General features: G+C 70.9%; 14 protein-coding genes. 1 reads left to right on the top strand and 13 read right to left on the bottom strand.

Annotated features, from left to right (window positions below):
* Positions 1 to 120 precede the first annotated feature (120 nt).
* From metK to pyrR, 13 genes are all read right to left on the bottom strand, one after another.
* Positions 121 to 1,314 (bottom strand): methionine adenosyltransferase, encoded by a 1,194-nt coding sequence (gene metK, locus ABZ635_RS25795; protein ID WP_357769653.1) that lies wholly within the window; start codon positions 1,312 to 1,314, stop codon positions 121 to 123.
* 265 nt (positions 1,315 to 1,579) lie between these two features.
* A complete protein-coding gene (coaBC, locus tag ABZ635_RS25790; protein ID WP_357769657.1) occupies positions 1,580 to 2,773 on the bottom strand; it encodes a bifunctional phosphopantothenoylcysteine decarboxylase/phosphopantothenate--cysteine ligase CoaBC in 1,194 nt (397 codons plus the stop codon).
* Between the two features lie 127 nt (positions 2,774 to 2,900).
* Complete coding sequence (gene rpoZ / locus ABZ635_RS25785; RefSeq protein WP_017614384.1) at positions 2,901 to 3,167, bottom strand: DNA-directed RNA polymerase subunit omega; 267 nt, start codon at positions 3,165 to 3,167, stop codon at positions 2,901 to 2,903.
* A gap of 133 nt (positions 3,168 to 3,300) precedes the next feature.
* The gene (gene gmk / locus ABZ635_RS25780) at positions 3,301 to 3,891 is read right to left on the bottom strand and encodes a guanylate kinase (RefSeq protein WP_357769650.1); all 591 of its coding nucleotides are present in this window, start codon (positions 3,889 to 3,891) and stop codon (positions 3,301 to 3,303) included.
* Positions 3,892 to 4,221: 330 nt separating this feature from the next.
* Positions 4,222 to 4,545, bottom strand: coding sequence for an integration host factor, actinobacterial type (gene mihF, locus ABZ635_RS25775; RefSeq protein ID WP_017546565.1), 324 nt, complete (start codon positions 4,543 to 4,545; stop codon positions 4,222 to 4,224).
* Between the two features lie 393 nt (positions 4,546 to 4,938).
* Positions 4,939 to 5,646 carry an orotidine-5'-phosphate decarboxylase gene (pyrF, locus tag ABZ635_RS25770; protein ID WP_357769648.1) on the bottom strand — a complete coding sequence of 236 codons (708 nt, stop codon included), beginning with the start codon at positions 5,644 to 5,646 and terminating at the stop codon, positions 4,939 to 4,941.
* 333 nt (positions 5,647 to 5,979) lie between these two features.
* Positions 5,980 to 6,921 (bottom strand): dihydroorotate dehydrogenase, encoded by a 942-nt coding sequence (locus tag ABZ635_RS25765; RefSeq protein WP_357769646.1) that lies wholly within the window; start codon positions 6,919 to 6,921, stop codon positions 5,980 to 5,982.
* Positions 6,922 to 6,986: 65 nt separating this feature from the next.
* Positions 6,987 to 7,886: a dihydroorotate dehydrogenase electron transfer subunit gene (locus ABZ635_RS25760; protein WP_357769644.1), complete on the bottom strand. Its 900-nt coding sequence runs from the start codon at positions 7,884 to 7,886 to the stop codon at positions 6,987 to 6,989.
* An 85-nt stretch (positions 7,887 to 7,971) separates the two neighbouring features.
* Complete coding sequence (gene carB, locus ABZ635_RS25755) at positions 7,972 to 11,280, bottom strand: carbamoyl-phosphate synthase large subunit (protein ID WP_357769642.1); 3,309 nt, start codon at positions 11,278 to 11,280, stop codon at positions 7,972 to 7,974.
* A 15-nt stretch (positions 11,281 to 11,295) separates the two neighbouring features.
* Positions 11,296 to 12,438: a glutamine-hydrolyzing carbamoyl-phosphate synthase small subunit gene (carA, locus tag ABZ635_RS25750; RefSeq protein WP_357769655.1), complete on the bottom strand. Its 1,143-nt coding sequence runs from the start codon at positions 12,436 to 12,438 to the stop codon at positions 11,296 to 11,298.
* 56 nt (positions 12,439 to 12,494) lie between these two features.
* Positions 12,495 to 13,796: a dihydroorotase gene (locus ABZ635_RS25745; protein ID WP_357769640.1), complete on the bottom strand. Its 1,302-nt coding sequence runs from the start codon at positions 13,794 to 13,796 to the stop codon at positions 12,495 to 12,497.
* Between the two features lie 109 nt (positions 13,797 to 13,905).
* Entirely contained in the window at positions 13,906 to 14,814 is a 909-nt protein-coding gene (locus ABZ635_RS25740; RefSeq protein WP_357769638.1) for an aspartate carbamoyltransferase catalytic subunit, read from the bottom strand.
* Positions 14,814 to 15,422: a bifunctional pyr operon transcriptional regulator/uracil phosphoribosyltransferase PyrR gene (pyrR, locus tag ABZ635_RS25735; RefSeq protein ID WP_357769636.1), complete on the bottom strand. Its 609-nt coding sequence runs from the start codon at positions 15,420 to 15,422 to the stop codon at positions 14,814 to 14,816. The genes ABZ635_RS25740 and pyrR overlap by 1 nt, the downstream gene beginning before the upstream one ends.
* Before the next feature lie 564 nt (positions 15,423 to 15,986).
* Between pyrR and ABZ635_RS25730 the strand changes: the two genes are divergently transcribed.
* The gene (locus ABZ635_RS25730) at positions 15,987 to 16,481 is read left to right on the top strand and encodes a transcriptional regulator (RefSeq protein ID WP_013154123.1); all 495 of its coding nucleotides are present in this window, start codon (positions 15,987 to 15,989) and stop codon (positions 16,479 to 16,481) included.
* The last annotated feature ends 128 nt before the right edge of the window (positions 16,482 to 16,609 follow it).

Genomic DNA, 16,609 nt, shown 5'->3' with positions numbered 1-16,609 from the left:
TTTTTTTTTTTAAAATTTATAAACTCTTTGTTTTATTGGGGGGGTTTGGGGGTGGGGTGTTCACTTGCACCCCCCGGGGGGGGGGTGGCCGCGGCCACCCGCCCTCGGTGCGGAAACGTTCTAGGCGCCGACGAACGAACGCAGCGCGGCGGCGCGGTCCGTGCGCTCCCAGGTGAACTCCGGCAGCTCACGGCCGAAGTGACCGTAGGCGGCGGTCCGGGAGTAGATCGGACGCAGCAGGTCCAGGTCGCGCACGATGGCGGCCGGACGCAGGTCGAAGACCTCCTTGACGGCCTTCTCGATCAGCTCCGGCGCGACGCGCTCGGTACCGAAGGTCTCGATGAACACCCCCACCGGGTGGGCCTTGCCGATCGCGTAGGCCACCTGGACCTCGGCGCGCTCGGCCAGCTCGGCGGCGACGATGTTCTTGGCGACCCAACGGGTGGCGTAGGCGCCGGAGCGGTCGACCTTCGACGGGTCCTTGCCCGAGAAGGCGCCACCGCCGTGCCGGGCGTAACCGCCGTAGGTGTCGACGATGATCTTGCGGCCGGTCAGACCGGCGTCACCCATCGGGCCGCCGATCTCGAAGCGGCCGGTCGGGTTGACCAGGAGACGGTAGTCGTCCGAGTCCAGCCCGTAGGCGGCCACCACGGGCTCGATGACGTGCTCCCGGATGTCCGGGGTCAGCATCTCCTCCAGGTTGATGTCCGCGGAGTGCTGGCTGGAGACCACGACGGTGTCGAGGCGGACCGGGGTCTGGCCCTCGTACTCGACCGTGACCTGGGTCTTGCCGTCGGGGCGCAGGTAGGGCACCGTGCCGTTGCGGCGGACCTCGGACAGGCGCTCGGAGAGCGAGTGCGCCAGCTTGATCGGCAGCGGCATGAGCTCGGGGGTCTCGCGGTTGGCGTAACCGAACATCAGGCCCTGGTCGCCCGCGCCCTGTCGGTTGAGGACGTCGTCCTCGTGCTCGACGCGCGCCTCGTAGGCGGTGTCGACGCCCTGGGCGATGTCCGGGGACTGCGCGTCGATGGAGACGTTGACCCCACAGGAGTCACCGTCGAAACCCTTGGCGGACGAGTCGTATCCGATCTGGAGGATCTTCTCGCGCACGATCGCGGGGATGTCGACGTAGGTCTGGGTGGTGACCTCGCCCGCGATGTGGACCTGACCCGTGGTGATCAGCGTCTCGACCGCGACCCGGCTGCCGGGGTCGGTGGCGAGCATCGCATCGAGGATCGCGTCACTGATCTGGTCGGCCATCTTGTCGGGATGGCCTTCGGTGACCGACTCGGAGGTGAAAAGGCGGCGGGACACGTTGCGTGACTCCTTGCAGCGGCTGCTGGCTGACGTGTGTCGGTACGGCAATACCGACCGACGCGGTTGGTTATTGGTCCACTGTAACGGGACTGGTGGGGGCGGATGCGCGGCGACGGGCCTCGTCGGCCGTACGCCGGCACCCGAACGAGTGTGTCGTACTCAGCGGTAGGAATCCAGCGCGCCGGGCGGAAGTTTTACCGACCGGACGGTGTCGGTCGCGGGATCGCGCTGTGCGCCGGGGGTTCCCCCGCGAGGGTGACCCTCATCCCGGAAGCCGTTCGACCACCAGGTCCCACACCCGGTCGGCGAGGTCCTCCTTGGGCCCTGTGGGAATGTCCACGACGCTCCCGTCCGCGCCCAGTACGGTGGCCTGGTTGTCGTCGGTGCCGAAGGCGCGGCCTCCGCCGACCTGGTTGACCACCAGCAGGTCGCAGCCCTTGCGCGCCAACTTGGCGCGGCCGTTGTCGATCACGTCGTCGGTCTCGGCCGCGAAACCCACGATGGTCTGCTCGGCGCTCTCCCGCCCGCGGGACACGACCAGCCCGGCGAGGATGTCCGGGTTCTCCACCAGTTCGATCGGTGCCGGGGCGTCGCCGGACTTCTTGATCTTGGACGCGGCACTGGTGACCGGGCGGAAGTCGGCGACCGCCGCGCTCATCACGACGACGTCGGCGCCGGCGCGCTCCGCCTCCATCGCCTCGGCCAGCTCGACGGCCGACTCCACGCGCACCAGGCGGACCCCCGCGGGGTCGGGCAGGGAGACGTTGGCGGCGACCAGGGTCACGTCGGCCCCCCGGGCGGCCGCGGTGCGCGCCAGCGCGTAGCCCTGGCGGCCCGAGGAGTGGTTGCCCAGGTAGCGGACCGGGTCGATGGCCTCGCGGGTGCCCCCGGCGGAGACGACGACCCGGCGTCCCGCCAGGTCGGCGGGGGCGTCACCGCGTCGGAGCACCAGACGGGCCGCCTCGAACAGTTCGGCCGGGTCGGGCAGGCGGCCCCGTCCGGTGTCGGCGCCGGTGAGGCGGCCCACGGCGGGGTCCAGGACGATCGCGCCGCGCGATCGCAGGGTGGCCACGTTGGCCCGGGTGGCGGGGTGCTCCCACATCTCGGTGTGCATCGCGGGCGCGAACACGACCGGGCAGCGCGCCGTGAGCAGGGTGTTGGTCAGGAGGTCGTCGGCGAGCCCGGCGGCGGCCTTCGCGAGGAGGTTGGCGGTGGCCGGTGCGACGAACACGAGGTCCGCCGCCTGGCCGATGCGCACGTGCGGGACCTCGTGCACACCGTCCCACACGCCCGTGACGACGGGCTGACCGGAGAGGGCGGCCCAGGTGGGCTCGCCGACGAAGCGCAGGGCGTCGGCGGTGGGGACCACCCGGACGCGGTGGCCGGACTCGGTCAGTCGGCGCAGCAGTTCGCACGCCTTGTAGGCGGCGATGCCCCCGCCGACGCCGAGGACCACCTGGGGAACGGATTCTGTGTCACTCACACATGGAGTTCTACCAGGACGCGCCCGCCGCACGCCCCGTGCGGGGGTGCGACGGGCGCGGCAGGTGCCCCCGAGGGGGCGTGCCCGTGCGGGGCGTGGTTCAGTTGCCCTCGTACGGCTCGGCGGTGAGCAGGCCGGAGCGGACCTCGCGCAGGGCGATGGACAGGGACTTCTCCTGCACCTGGGTCTCGACGAGCGGACCGACGTACTCGAGCAGGCCCTCGCCCAGCTGCGCGTAGTAGGCGTTGATCTGACGGGCCCGCTTCGAGGCCATGGTGACCAGGCTGTACTTGCTGTCGACGCACTCCAGCAGGTCGTCGATCGGCGGGTTGGTGATGCCTTCGGCGACGGGCTCGGTACCAGCCACTTCGTTACCCCCAGGGACGGTCTCCGGCTCGTCGGAAGCCGTGACGTTGGTTGGACGGAAAGGTTCTAGAGGCCCGGAATGGGGCGGATGCGGCCGCCGCCGGTGGTCGGCGCGGCCCGATTCGCACCCGCTATCACACCTTGGGCGCTGTCATCAACGCTAGCAGCTCGTCGCACACATCCTGCACGGACGTGTTGACGAGGGTGGTGTCGAACTCCTTCTCGGCGGCGAGCTCGACCTTGGCGACCTCCAGGCGGCGCTGGATCACCTCGTCGGACTCGGTGCCGCGACCGGTCAGCCGACGGACCAGCTCCTCCCAGGAGGGCGGGGCGAGGAAGACGTGCAGGGCGTCGTCCATGGACTCGCGCACCTGGCGGGCGCCCTGGAGCTCGATCTCCAGGAGCACGGGCACCCCTTCGCTGAGGCGTTCCTCGACGGGGCCGCGCGGGGTGCCGTAGCGGTTGCCCGCGAACTGGGCCCACTCCAGGAGCTGGTCCTCGGAGACGAGGCGGTCGAACTCCTCGTTGGTGACGAAGTGGTACTGGACCCCGTCGCGCTCCCCCGGGCGGGGCTTGCGTGTGGTCACCGACACCGACAGCCACACGTCGGGGTTGACCCGGCGCAGGTGGGCGACGACCGTGCTCTTTCCCACGCCGGAGGGCCCGGACAGGACGGTCAGCCGTTTCTCGGCCGGTCGGGACTGGTCTGCGGTCTGCGCGGGCATGTGAGTAATCAGGCTTCCATTCGGCTCTCCGCCACGCGGTGGGCCGTGGGCCTCGTGAGCGCTGCCTGGGCCGGACCCGGTAGGTCCGGCGCGCACCGCGCGGGCGGCTCGTGCTGGCGCGCGGGCGCGCAGCGTACGGTCGCGGGAAGCTCCCTTTATATCACCGAGCCACGGTGGGGCGGACGGGGTGTGACCTGGGGTCCACCCGCCCGCCCACCGTGGCGTCGAGCTGTTGCTCACCGCGTGCCGTGTCCACTGGTGCGGCGGCTCCGAGCGACTGTGGGGGACGCGTCGGGGGCGGTGCTGGCCGGTGTCGCCACCGGACCGGTGTTACTTGGTGAGGTCGCCGAACTCGCTCTCCAGGGCGGCACGCTGGTTGGTGCCCAGGCCCCGGACACGGCGCGACTCAGCGATGTTGAGCCGCTCCATGATCTGCTTGGCGCGCACCTTGCCGACACCGGGGAGGGATTCCAGCAGAGCCGAAACCTTCATCTTGCCGATGACGTCGTCCTTGAGGCCGTTGGAGAGGACCTCGGACAGCGAGATGCCGCCGTTCTTGAGCTTGTTCTTGACCTCCGCACGCTCTTTTCTGGCCTTGGCGGCCTTCTCAAGAGCCGCACTGCGCTGCTCGGGTGTGAGGGGAGGAAGGGCCACGCCGGGTCACCTCGGTTTTCTACTCGTTTGTAGAGGGCGGACGCCTGCGCAAGTTAGTAGGTCTGACCCCTGTTAGGCAACGTAAAGTGCCCTTTCAAGGGCTATTTCATCGAAGGAACTACTCAGAGTGACTGCTCAATTGCGGGCGGGCACGAAAATCAGGACTTTGGTCCCGATTGGCGAACTGGGGAAGCGCACCACCTGCGCAGGTCACCCTGCGGTGACTCGGGTCACTCTTCGCCATGGATTCCTGGTTTCGGACACGCCTAATTGGTGACGTTCCGTGACCCACAACTGTGAGTGATGGGGCAGATGCGACAAATGAGACTGTGCCCATCCCCACCCCCGCCGGGTCCGCGCAGCCCACGGGCGCCCGGGCCCGGCGTCGGGGTTTCAGACACCGGCACCCGCCCTGCGCACCGCGGCCGCGATGGAGGCCGCCGCCGCGCCCGGGTCGGGGGCACGGGTGATGGGCCGGCCGATGACCAGGAGGTCGGCGCCCGCCTCGATCGCCGCCTCCGGAGTGGCGACCCGCGACTGGTCCCCGAGGTCCGCGCCGGCCGGACGCACGCCCGGGGTGATCAGGGTGACGTCCGGTCCCATCTCGGCACGGACCAACGCGACCTCCTGGGGCGAGCACACCAGTGCGCGGGCGCCCGCGCCCACAGCCAGCACCGCCAGGCGACGCACCGCGTCCCGCGACGGCCCGAGCAGCCCCACCCGCTCCAGGTCCGCCTCGTCCATGGAGGTGAGCACCGTGACCGCGGCGATCTTCGTGTCCGGCGCGGCCTCGACCGCCGCGCGGACCATGTCCGCTCCCCCGGACGCGTGCACGGTCAGGATCGTGGGACGCAGACCCGCGACCGAGCGGGCGGCCCCGGCGACCGTCGCCGGGATGTCGTGCAGCTTCAGGTCGAGGAAGACGCCGACCCGGTTGGCGCCGCGCACGGCGCTGATCACGTCGGGGCCGTACCGCAGGTACAGCTCCAGGCCCACCTTGACCGTGCTCACGTGCGGCGCGACCGCGGAGGCCCAGGTGGCCGCCGTCTCGATCTCGTTGGCGTCGATCGCGACGGCGATGGGCGCTGAGGGCGCGGTCATGTCGGTTTCTCCAATCGTGTGCCACCGGCGCCGGGCCGGTGCCGGAAAGTCATCCGTTCGTGCCTTACGTCCGTACTTACGCCTGTGCTTACACACGCACCGGCCGATGCACGTTCGCTGTCATGTGCACACCACCATGGTGTGCGGTTCCCCGGATCGCGCGCTTCATGCGCCCAACCCGCGTCACTTCCCCGTAACGGCCGCTCAAACGGACGTAGGCGCACGTTCTCCGCGAACCCACCCACGCATCCCCGCCGCACGCGTTCGGCCACACAGAGCCATCTCACGCCCGTTCAGGCCGGTCACGGCCCCTACGGGTGCGTGAACGGGCGGTCACACACCCGTACCGGGGCGGTGGGCGGCCCCCACCACGTCCGAGGCCCTGGACACTCCCCGCGCCTCCAACGCCTCGGTGAACTCGCGCAGCACCCGCGCGCACGCGGACGGGTCGGAGAAGTTCACCGTCCCCACCCCCACCGCGCTGGCCCCCGCCGCCATGAACTCCAGGACGTCGGTTCCGGTGCGTACCCCGCCCACGCCGATGATCGGCACCTCGGGGAAGGCCTCGTGCACGCGGTACACGCACCCCACCGCCAACGGCCGGATCGCGGGGCCGGACAGTCCGCCCATCCCCCCGGCCACCGCCGGTCTCAGCGTCCTGGTGTCCACGCTCATCCCCCGCAGGGTGTTGACCATCGTCAGCCCGTCGGCGCGGGCCGCCACACAGGCACCGGCCAGCTCCACCACGTCGGAGACGTCGGCGGCGAGTTTGGCCAGGACGGGCACGTCCGAGCGCGCGTGCGAGCGCACCGTCTGGACCACCGTCGCGGCCTGGGCCGCGTCGTCGGCGAAGTGGCGCCCCGCCGGGTCGGCCGGGTCGGGACAGGACAGGTTCACCTCGATGGCGCCCACCCCCTCCGCCTCGGAGACCCGCCGAGCCAGCTCGCCGAACTCCGCCACGCCCGATCCCGCGATGGACACGATGGCCCGGCCTCCGCGCGAGAGCAGCCACGGCAGGTCGCGCTGGAGGAACACGTCCACCCCCGGGCCCTGCATGCCCGTGGTGCTGAGCATCCCGCTGGGAGTCTCCGCCATGCGCGGCGCGGGACGCCCCGCGCGCGGCTCCAACATCAACGACTTGGTGGTGACCGCGCCGATCTCCCCGATGTCGAAGAACTGCGACAGTTCACGCCCCGAACCCGCGCACCCGGCGGCGGTGACCACCGGGTTCGGGAGTCGCAGGGCGCCCAGCCTGGTCCTGAGGTCTGCGTTCACTGGCCTTCGCTCGCTCGTGGCCCCGGCGGCGGCTCCGCCCCGGGTCCTGTCGTGGCTCTGATGTGTCAGGCGATGTCGCGGGCCGACTCCACCGCGCGGGCGGAGCCGGACCCCTTCCACCCCGGGGCGCCCAGGGCGTCGAAGGGGATGGTGCCGACGTCGTCGAAGCGCACCTGCTCGCCCCGGAACACGGGGCCGTCCACGCAGGAGCGCACCATCCGGGTGATGCCGTCCTCCCCCACCACCGGGATCACGCAGGTCATGCAGATCCCGATCCCGCACGCCATGGTCTCCTCGACCGCGACCTGCACGGGGACCCCGTGGTTGCCGGCCACCTGGGTGACAGCCCTCAGCATCGGCATGGGACCGCAGGCGTACACCGCGTCCGAGCGGGCCTCCTCGATCACGCCGCCCAGGACGTCGGTGACCCTGCCCCGCGTACCGAACGAGCCGTCGTCGGTGGTGAAGGTCGCCGTCTCGGCGACCCGCCGGGCGGTGATGGCGCTGAACACCCGGTCGGAGGAGGCCGCCCCCAGCACGAAGTCGACCCGGCAGCCGCGCCTGCGCAGCGACTGCGCGAGCGGGAACAGCGGCGCGCTCCCGGACCCCCCGCCCACGAGCACGCAGTTGACCGGGTCGCGGGGCAGCGGGAAGGGGCGCCCGAGCGGACCGACCACGTCGAGCAGGTCCCGTGATCTTCGCTCGGCCAGCCAGGCCGTGCCGGTGCCGCGCACCGCGAACAGGAACTCGACGGTCCCCCCGTAGTCGGGCTTGACGTCGTGGATCGCGAACGGTCGGCGCAGCAGTGTGCTGGAGTGGTCCCCGCCGACGGCCACCGACACGAACTGCCCGGAGCGGAACCGTTCGGCGATGCCCGGGGCGACGACGGTGATGGCGTAGTAGGCGTCCACCCTGCGCACGTTCAGCACGGGGCACCTGGTCTGCACCGGTCCGTTGTCGCTCATGTCTGGTGGTGGCCTCTCTGGAACTCGCTGATACCGCCCGGGTGTCGCAGGGAGGACGCCCCCCGCGACACCCGGAAGACACAGCCTAGGAGCTCCGGCGGCTCTCCGTGAGCGACTGGGCGTGCTCCTGGAGGGAGCGCACCCCGACGTCTCCGCGGACGCGGGCCTCGATCGCCTGGACGGCGGCGGCCAGTCCCTGCACGGTGGTCACGCTGGGCACCGCGCGGGCGATGGCGGCGGTCCGGATCTCGTACCCGTCCAGACGGGGGCCGGACTGGCCCGCGCTGCCGAACGGGGTGTTGACGATCAGGTCGACGTCACCGTCGTGGATGAGCTGCACGATCGTGGGCTCCCCGTTGGGGCCGGTGCCCGCGCTGTGCTTGCGCACCACGGTGGCGCGCACGCCGTTGCGGCGCAGCACCACGGCGGTCCCCTCGGTGGCCAGGATCTCGAAGCCGAGGTCGGCCAGCCGCTTCACCGGGAAGATCATCGAGCGCTTGTCCCGGTTGGCGACCGAGACGAACACCCTGCCCTGGGTGGGCACGGAGCCGTTGACCGCCAGCTGGGACTTGGCGTAGGCCGGACCGAACCCGGTGTCCAGGCCCATGACCTCGCCGGTGGAGCGCATCTCGGGGCCGAGGATGGTGTCCACGCCCTCGCCCTCCTTGTTGATGAACCGGTTGAAGGGCAGCACGGCCTCCTTCACCGACACCGGGGCGTCGGCGGGCAGGTCGCCGCCGTCGCCCTTGGCGGGCAGCAGACCCTCGGCCCGCAGGTCCGCGATGCTGCTACCCGCCATGACGCGGGCGGCGGCCTTGGCCAGGGGCACGGCTGTGGCCTTGGAGACGAACGGGACCGTGCGGGAGGCGCGCGGGTTGGCCTCCAGGACGTTGAGGACGCCCGAGGCCAGCGCGTACTGGACGTTGAGCAGGCCCCGGACCCCGGTGCCGCGCGCGATGGCCTCGGTGGAGTAGCGGATGCGCTCGATGTCCTCGCTGCCCAGGGTGATCGAGGGCAGGGTGCACGCCGAGTCACCGGAGTGGATACCGGCCTCCTCGATGTGCTCCATGACGCCGCCCAGGTACAGGTCGGTCCCGTCGTACAGGGCGTCGACGTCGATCTCGATGGCGTCGTCGAGGAAGCGGTCGATCAGGACCGGGTGCTCCGGGCTGACCTCGGCGTTGCGCTCGATGTAGTCGGCGAGCATCCGCTCGCTGTAGACGATCTCCATGCCCCGGCCGCCCAGCACGTAGGACGGGCGGACCATGACGGGGTAGCCGATCTCGTCGGCGGCCGCCTTGGCCTGCTCGAAGGAGTAGGCCGTGCCGTACTTGGGCGCGGGCAGTCCGGCGTCGGCCAGGACCTTGCCGAACTCGCCGCGGTCCTCGGCCAGGTCGATGGCCTCGGGGCTGGTGCCGATGATGGGCACGCCCGCGTCCTTGAGTCGGCGGGCCAGGCCGAGCGGGGTCTGGCCGCCCAGCTGGACGATGACGCCGACGACCGGCCCGGCGGCCTGCTCGGCCCGCACGACCTCCAGGACGTCCTCCAGGGTGAGCGGCTCGAAGTACAGCCGGTCGCTGGTGTCGTAGTCGGTGGAGACGGTCTCGGGGTTGCAGTTGACCATGACCGTCTCGAACCCGGCGTCGGAGAGCGCGAAGGAGGCGTGGACGCAGGAGTAGTCGAACTCCACGCCCTGACCGATCCGGTTGGGTCCCGATCCCAGGATGATGATCTTGGGCCGGTCGCCGGTGGGGACCTCGGTCTCCTCGTCGTAGCTGGAGTACAGGTACGGGGTCTCGGCCTTGAACTCGGCGGCGCAGGTGTCCACGGTCAGGTAGACGGGGTGGATGCCCAGGGCGTGCCGGAGTTCGCGGACGACGTCCTCGTGCCGACCGGTGATCTCACCGATCTGGACGTCGGAGAAGCCGAGTCCCTTGGCCTCGCGGAGCAGGGCGGCGTCGAGCTTGGGGGCGTCGGCCAGGACACGGGCCGTCTCCTCCAGGCGCAGCATCTGGTCGAGGAACCAGGGGTCGATCTTCGTGGCCTCGTGCAGCTCCTCGACGGTGGCACCGGCGCGGAAGGCCTGCTGGACCTGGCGGAGGCGGTGCTCGGTGGGCTGGGCGGAGCGGCGCAGGAGGTCGTCCTTGTCACCGGGCTCCCCGGCCCAGGTCAGGCCGACGCCGGCCTTCTCCAGGGAGCGCATGGCCTTCTGGAGCGCCTCGGGGAAGGAGCGGCCGATGGCCATGGCCTCGCCCACCGACTTCATGGTGGTGGTGAGGGTGGGGTCGGCGCCGGGGAACTTCTCGAAGGCGAAGCGGGGGACCTTGACGACCACGTAGTCGAGCGTGGGCTCGAAGCTGGCCGGGGTCTCCTTGGTGATGTCGTTGGGGATCTCGTCCAGCGTGTAGCCGACGGCGAGCTTGGCGGCGATCTTGGCGATCGGGAAGCCGGTGGCCTTGGAGGCCAGCGCCGAGGAACGGGACACGCGCGGGTTCATCTCGATGACGATGACCCGGCCGGTGGTGGGGTGGACGGCGAACTGGATGTTGCAGCCGCCGGTGTCCACACCGACCTCGCGGATGACCGCGATGCCGATGTCGCGGAGCTTTTGGTACTCGCGGTCGGTGAGGGTCATGGCCGGGGCCACGGTGATGGAGTCACCGGTGTGCACGCCCATGGGGTCGAGGTTCTCGATGGAGCACACGACCACGACGTTGTCGTTGGTGTCGCGCATCAGCTCCAGCTCGTACTCCTTCCAGCCGAGAATGGACTCCTCCAGGAGCACCTCGGTGGTCGGGGAGAGCGCCAGGCCCTGACCGGCGATGCGGCGGAGCTCGTGCTCGTCGTGGGCGAAGCCCGAACCGGCGCCGCCCATGGTGAAGGACGGGCGCACGACGACGGGGTACTGGAGCTCCTCGGCCGCGTCCAGGCACTCCTGGAGGGTGTGGCAGATGCGCGAGCGGGCGGACTCGCCGCCGATGCGCTCGACGATCCCCTTGAAGACCTCGCGGTCCTCGCCGGACTGGATGGCGTCGATGTTGGCGCCGATCAGCTCGACGTCGTACTTGGCCAGGATTCCGGCCTCGTGCAGGTCGACGGCGGCGTTCAGGGCGGTTTGCCCGCCCAGCGTCGGCAGGAGCGCGTCGGGGCGCTCCTTGGCGATGATCTTCTCGATCATCTCGGGGGTGATCGGCTCGACGTACGTGGCGTCGGCGATCTCCGGGTCGGTCATGATCGTGGCCGGGTTGGAGTTGACCAGGATGACCCGCAGGCCCTCGGCCCGCAGGACACGGCAGGCCTGGGTACCCGAGTAGTCGAACTCGGCCGCCTGCCCGATCACGATCGGGCCGGAGCCGATCACGAGGACGGATGAAAGGTCACTACGGCGCGGCATGCTCTGTTCCTCTTACTACTTGGCAGCCGGTGCGGGCTGGGCGGACATCAGGTCGACGAACTCGTCGAAGAGCTCGGCCGCGTCGTGGGGGCCCGCGGCGGCCTCCGGGTGGAACTGGACGCTGAACACGGGGCGGTCCAGCAGCCGCAGGCCCTCGACGACCTGGTCGTTGAGGCCGACGTGGCTGACCTCGGCCCGGCCGTAGGGGGTGTCGAAGGGCGTGTCGAGCGGGGCGTCCACGGCGAAGCCGTGGTTCTGGCTGGTGATCGCCACCCTCCTGGTCCGGGTGTCGATGACCGGCTGGTTGACGCCCCGGTGGCCGAAGGGCAGCTTGTAGGTGCCCAGGCCCAGGGAACGGCCCAGGATCTGGTTGCCGAAGCAGATGCCGAAGAGCGGCTTGCCGGCGTCCAGGACTCCGCGCATCGCCTCGACCGAGCGGTCGGCGGTGGCGGGGTCGCCGGGGCCGTTGCTGAAGAAGACGCCGTCGGGGTCGAGCGCGAGGATGTCCTGGGCGGTGGCGCCGGCGGGCAGGACGGTCACCCTGCACCCGCGCTCGGCCAGCCGCTGCGGGGTCATGGCCTTGATCCCGAGGTCGACGGCGGCGACGTGGAACCGGGTCGGGACGCCCTCGGGAGGCAGGACCTCGTAGGCGGAGTCGGTGCTGACCTCGGCGGCCAGGTCGGAACCGGCCATGCGGGGCTGCTCCAGGACGCGGGCGAGCAGCGCCTTCGGGTCGGTCTCGACACTGCTGACCGCCGCGCGCATGGCGCCCCGGTCGCGCAGGTGGCGGGTGAGGGCGCGGGTGCCGGTCAGCGCGATGCCGACCACTCCCTGACGGCGCAGCTCCTCGTCGAGGGTGCGCTCGGCCCGCCAGTTGGAGGGGATGCGCGCGGGCTCGCGGACGACGTAGCCCGCCACCCAGATCCGGCCGGACTCGGGGTCGTCGTCGTTGACCCCGGTGTTGCCGATGTGCGGGGCGGTCATCGCCACGATCTGACGGTGGTACGAGGGGTCGGTGAGGGTCTCCTGGTATCCGGTCATCCCGGTGTTGAAGACGGCCTCCCCGAAGGTCTCGCCGGTGGCGCCGAAGGAGCGACCGTGGAACACACGACCGTCCTCAAGCACCAGGATCGCCGGACCGCCGGTCTCCTCGGACACGTTCTCCCCCTCTTCCGCTCCAGGTCGGACCTGGGCGCTCACTGCGTTCTGAGTGCTCAATTGATCTTCCCCTCCAGGACCGTGGGCACGCCGCGCAGGAAGGTGGCGCGGACCCGGCCGGGCAGGGTCATGCCCCGGAAGGGGGTGTTGTCGCTCTTGGTGACCATGGCCGCGCCGTCGACCGCGACCGGGGCCGCGGGGTCGTACAGGACGACGTTGGCGGGCTCGCCCTCGGCCAGGCCCCGGCCGTGGTCGTCGACCCGGCCGATGCGGGCGGGGGCGGCGGACATGCGGTCGGCGACCTCGGCCCAGGTGAGCAGGCCGGTGTCGACCATGGTGTGCTGCACGACCGCCAACGCGGTCTCCAGGCCGACCATTCCCATGGCGGCGTTGGACCACTCGGTCTCCTTCGCCTCCTTGGGGTGGGGCGCGTGGTCGGTGGCGACGATGTCGATCGTGCCGTCCGCCAGCCCCTCCCGCAGCGCCTGGACGTCCTCGGCGGTGCGCAGCGGCGGGTTGACCTTGTAGATCGGGTCGTAGCCCTCCACCAGGTCGTCGGTGAGGAGCAGGTGGTGCGGGGTGACCTCGGCGGTGACGTCGCAGCCGCGCGCCTTGGCCCAGCGGATGATGTCCACCGATCCCCGGGTGGAGACGTGGCACACGTGCAGGCGCGAGCCGACGTGCTGGGCGAGCAGGCAGTCACGGGCGATGATCGCCTCCTCGGCGACCGCGGGCCAGCCGGGCAGGCCGAGTCGGTCGGAGACGCGGCCCTCGTTCATCTGTGCGCCCTCGGTGAGGCGCGGCTCCTGGGCGTGCTGGGCGACGACGCCGTCGAAGGCCTTGACGTACTCCAGGGCGCGGCGCATGAGCAGGGCGTCCGACACGCAGATGCCGTCGTCGGAGAAGACCCGGACCCGGGCGGCGGAGTCGGCCATGGCGCCGATCTCGGAGAGCCGCTCCCCGGCGAGGCCGACGGTGACCGCGCCGACGGGGCGCACGTCGCAGTACCCGGCCTCGCGGCCCAGGCGCCAGACCTGCTCGACGACGCCGGCGGTGTCGGCGACGGGGTCGGTGTTGGCCATGGCGTGCACGGAGGTGTAGCCGCCCATGGCGGCGGAGCGGGAGCCCGTGGCGACGGTCTCGGCGTCCTCGCGTCCGGGCTCGCGCAGGTGGGTGTGGAGGTCCACGAGGCCGGGGAGGGCGACCAGGCCGGTGGCGTCCACGACGTGGGCGTCCTCGGGGGCCTCCAGGTCCGGGCCGATCGCGGCGATCCGGCCGTCGGAGAACAGCAGGTCGACGGGGTCGCCACCGAGCGGTCGGGCGCCCCTGATCAGGTACGGTCCGGTGTTTTCGGGCATGAAGGTGTCGGCTTTCTCGTGTTTCGTGAGGTTCGTGGGGCCGCCTGGGCGGGGCCTCGGACGCGGCGGGCTCGCTCGTGCGGCTCTCGCGCGTCCGGGCGCCGTTCCTCTAGGAGCCGCCGAGGAGCAGGTAGAGCACGGCCATGCGCAGGCTGACGCCGTTGGCGACCTGCTCTGTGACGGTGCAGCGCGGGGAGTCGGCGACCTCGGCGGAGATCTCCATGCCCCGGACCATCGGGCCGGGGTGCATGACGATCGCGTCGGAGGGCATCCGCCCCAGGCGCTCGCCGTCGAGCCCGTAGTTGCGGCTGTACTCGCGTACGGAGGGGAAGAACGAGTCGCGCATGCGCTCGGCCTGGACCCGCAGCATCATGACCACGTCGGACTTGGGCAGGACGTCGTCGAGGTCGTAGGAGACCTCGCACGGCCAGGTGTGTACCGAGACCGGCAGCAGGGTGGGCGGCGCGACCAGGGTGACGTGCGCGCCCAGGGTGGTGAGCAGCAGCACGTTGGAGCGGGCGACCCGGCTGTGCAGGATGTCGCCGACCACGGCCACGCGCAGGCCGTCGAGACGGCCCATGCGGTCGCGCATGGTGTAGGCGTCCAACAGGGCCTGGGTGGGGTGCTCGTGGGTGCCGTCGCCGGCGTTGAGCACGGAGCCGTCGACCCAGTGCGAGAGGCGGTGGGGTGCTCCGGAGGCGCCGTGCCGGATGACGACGGCGTCGGCTCCCATCGCCTGGAGGGTGAGCGCGGTGTCCTTGAGGCTCTCGCCCTTGGAGACGCTGGAGCCCTTGGCCGAGAAGTTGATGACGTCGGCGGACAGGCGCTTGGCGGCCAGTTCGAAGGAGGTGCGGGTGCGGGTGGAGTCCTCGTAGAAGAGGTTGACCACGGTGCGTCCGCGCAGGGTGGGGAGCTTCTTGACGGAGCGGTCCCCCACCTGGGCCAGCTCGGCGGCGGTGTCGAGGACGAGCGTGGCCTCGTCGCGGCTGAGGTCTCCCGCGGAGAGCAGGTGGCGCATCAGGCGTCCCCTTCCTGGGTGTCGGCGGGGGACGCGGTGCCCGAGCGCGGCTTCGAGGGGCCGAGGAGCACGGCGTCCTGGCCGTCGGTCTCGTCGAGCAGGACCGTGACGCTCTCGCGCAGGGAGGTGGGCAGGTTCTTGCCCACGTAGTCGGCGCGGATGGGGAGTTCGCGGTGGCCACGGTCGACGAGGACGGCGAGCTGCACGGCGCGGGGGCGACCGAGGTCGCCGAGGGCGTCGAGGGCGGCGCGGACGGTGCGGCCGGAGAAGAGGACGTCGTCGACGAGGACGACCACGCGGTCGTCGAGCCCGCTGGCGGGGATCTCGGTCCGGCCCAGAGCGCGGGCGGGCGCCAGGTGCAGGTCGTCGCGGTACATCGTGATGTCGAGCGAGCCGTGGGGGACGCTGAGGTCCTCGACGCGCTCGATGCGGCGGGCCAGGCGTTCGGCCAGCGGTACGCCGCGTGAGGGGATGCCCAGGAGGGTGATGTGTTCACCGCCCTTGGTGCGTTCGAGCACCTCGTGGGCGATCCGGGTCAGGGCCCGGTTGATCTCGTTGCCGTCCAGGACGGCCCTGGTGCCTTCGGGGACCTCGGGGGTCTCCGGCACCTCGGGTGAGGGAGCCGGAACCGCTGGCCCCGCGTCACCTCTGGTGGGTTTTCGCGCACGCAAAGTAGTGACCCCTTCCCTGCCTCACAGAACAGGTCGTTAAAGGATGTCGATCGGGGCCACGCTACCAGCGCGGACGAAGGGCCCTCCGGGCGCGTTCCACACCCCGAGACCGTCAATGTGATGCTGGTCACAAAGACCCCCGCCGTTTGCCCAGCTAAGAGTATCCGTATCATGACACTCCGGATTTGCACACCATTCGGACGAAACACGAAATTCCCTGTAGGGGCGGGCTTTCCGACCTCCGATCGCGCCCCGCTCGCCCGCACTCCTCCCAAAATGAGAGGCGTCTCACCTACGCACGGTTTGGCCACTGATTAGTCGCGTTTCACACCAACGGCTTGACCTGGACACCAGCACCCCTCTACCGTCACTGTCTGTAACCACTACCGGGTGGGGTTGCACCCCGTGACCATCCGCTGGACCGCTCAGGCGGCCCGCCGAGTACGAGCGGACGTCTCCCCACTCACGCCAGCCACCGTCACGGCCGGGAGCGACAAGAAGATGCCATCCGAATACGCCAAGTCCCTCGGTGCGCGACTGCGTGCCATCCGCACCCAGCAGGGCCTGTCCCTGCACGGGGTGGAGGAGAAGTCCCACGGACGCTGGAAGGCCGTCGTGGTGGGCTCCTACGAGCGCGGTGACCGCGCCGTCACCGTGCAGAAGCTGGCCGAGCTGGCCGACTTCTACGGGGTGCCGATGTCGGAGCTGCTGCCCGGCGGCGCCGCGCCCACGCCCCTGGGTCCCACACCCAAGCTGGTCATCGACCTGGAGCGTATGCAGCAGCTCCCGCAGGAGAAGGCCGGGCCGCTCTCCCGCTACGTCGCCACCATCCAGAGCCAGCGGGGCGACTACAACGGGCGGGTGCTGTCCATCCGCCAGGAGGACCTGCGCTCACTCGCGGTCATCTACGACAAGTCGCCGGGCGACCTGACCGAGGAGCTCATCAACTGGGGCGTCCTCGACCCCGAGGCCCGTCGGGCCGTCGACGCCTTCTAGGAGACGCGACCGGCGGGACCTCCCGAACGGGAGCCCGGAGCCTGGACCCGGACGAGGCCGCGGCCCGCAACGCCGAGGTGGTACGCAACGCCCGCGCCGCCGCCGGGGACCGTCCCCTGGTCTTCGCC

The sequence above is a fragment of the Nocardiopsis sp. NPDC007018 genome (assembly GCF_040635075.1).
GTDB lineage: Bacteria > Actinomycetota > Actinomycetes > Streptosporangiales > Streptosporangiaceae > Nocardiopsis.
This window is presented reverse-complemented; position numbering and strand designations above follow the sequence as displayed.

What these genes read in the sequence shown, in the direction of transcription:
- gmk (WP_357769650.1), bottom strand. Translation starts at nt 3,891, where the DNA reads ATGCCCGCGCAGACCGCAGACCAGTCCCGACCGGCCGAGAAACGGCTG.
- pyrF (WP_357769648.1), bottom strand. Translation starts at nt 5,646, where the DNA reads ATGACCGCGCCCTCAGCGCCCATCGCCGTCGCGATCGACGCCAACGAG.
- ABZ635_RS25760 (WP_357769644.1), bottom strand. Translation starts at nt 7,886, where the DNA reads ATGAGCGACAACGGACCGGTGCAGACCAGGTGCCCCGTGCTGAACGTG.
- carB (WP_357769642.1), bottom strand. Translation starts at nt 11,280, where the DNA reads ATGCCGCGCCGTAGTGACCTTTCATCCGTCCTCGTGATCGGCTCCGGC.
- ABZ635_RS25745 (WP_357769640.1), bottom strand. Translation starts at nt 13,796, where the DNA reads ATGCCCGAAAACACCGGACCGTACCTGATCAGGGGCGCCCGACCGCTC.
- ABZ635_RS25740 (WP_357769638.1), bottom strand. Translation starts at nt 14,814, where the DNA reads ATGCGCCACCTGCTCTCCGCGGGAGACCTCAGCCGCGACGAGGCCACG.
- ABZ635_RS25730 (WP_013154123.1), top strand. Translation starts at nt 15,987, where the DNA reads ATGCCATCCGAATACGCCAAGTCCCTCGGTGCGCGACTGCGTGCCATC.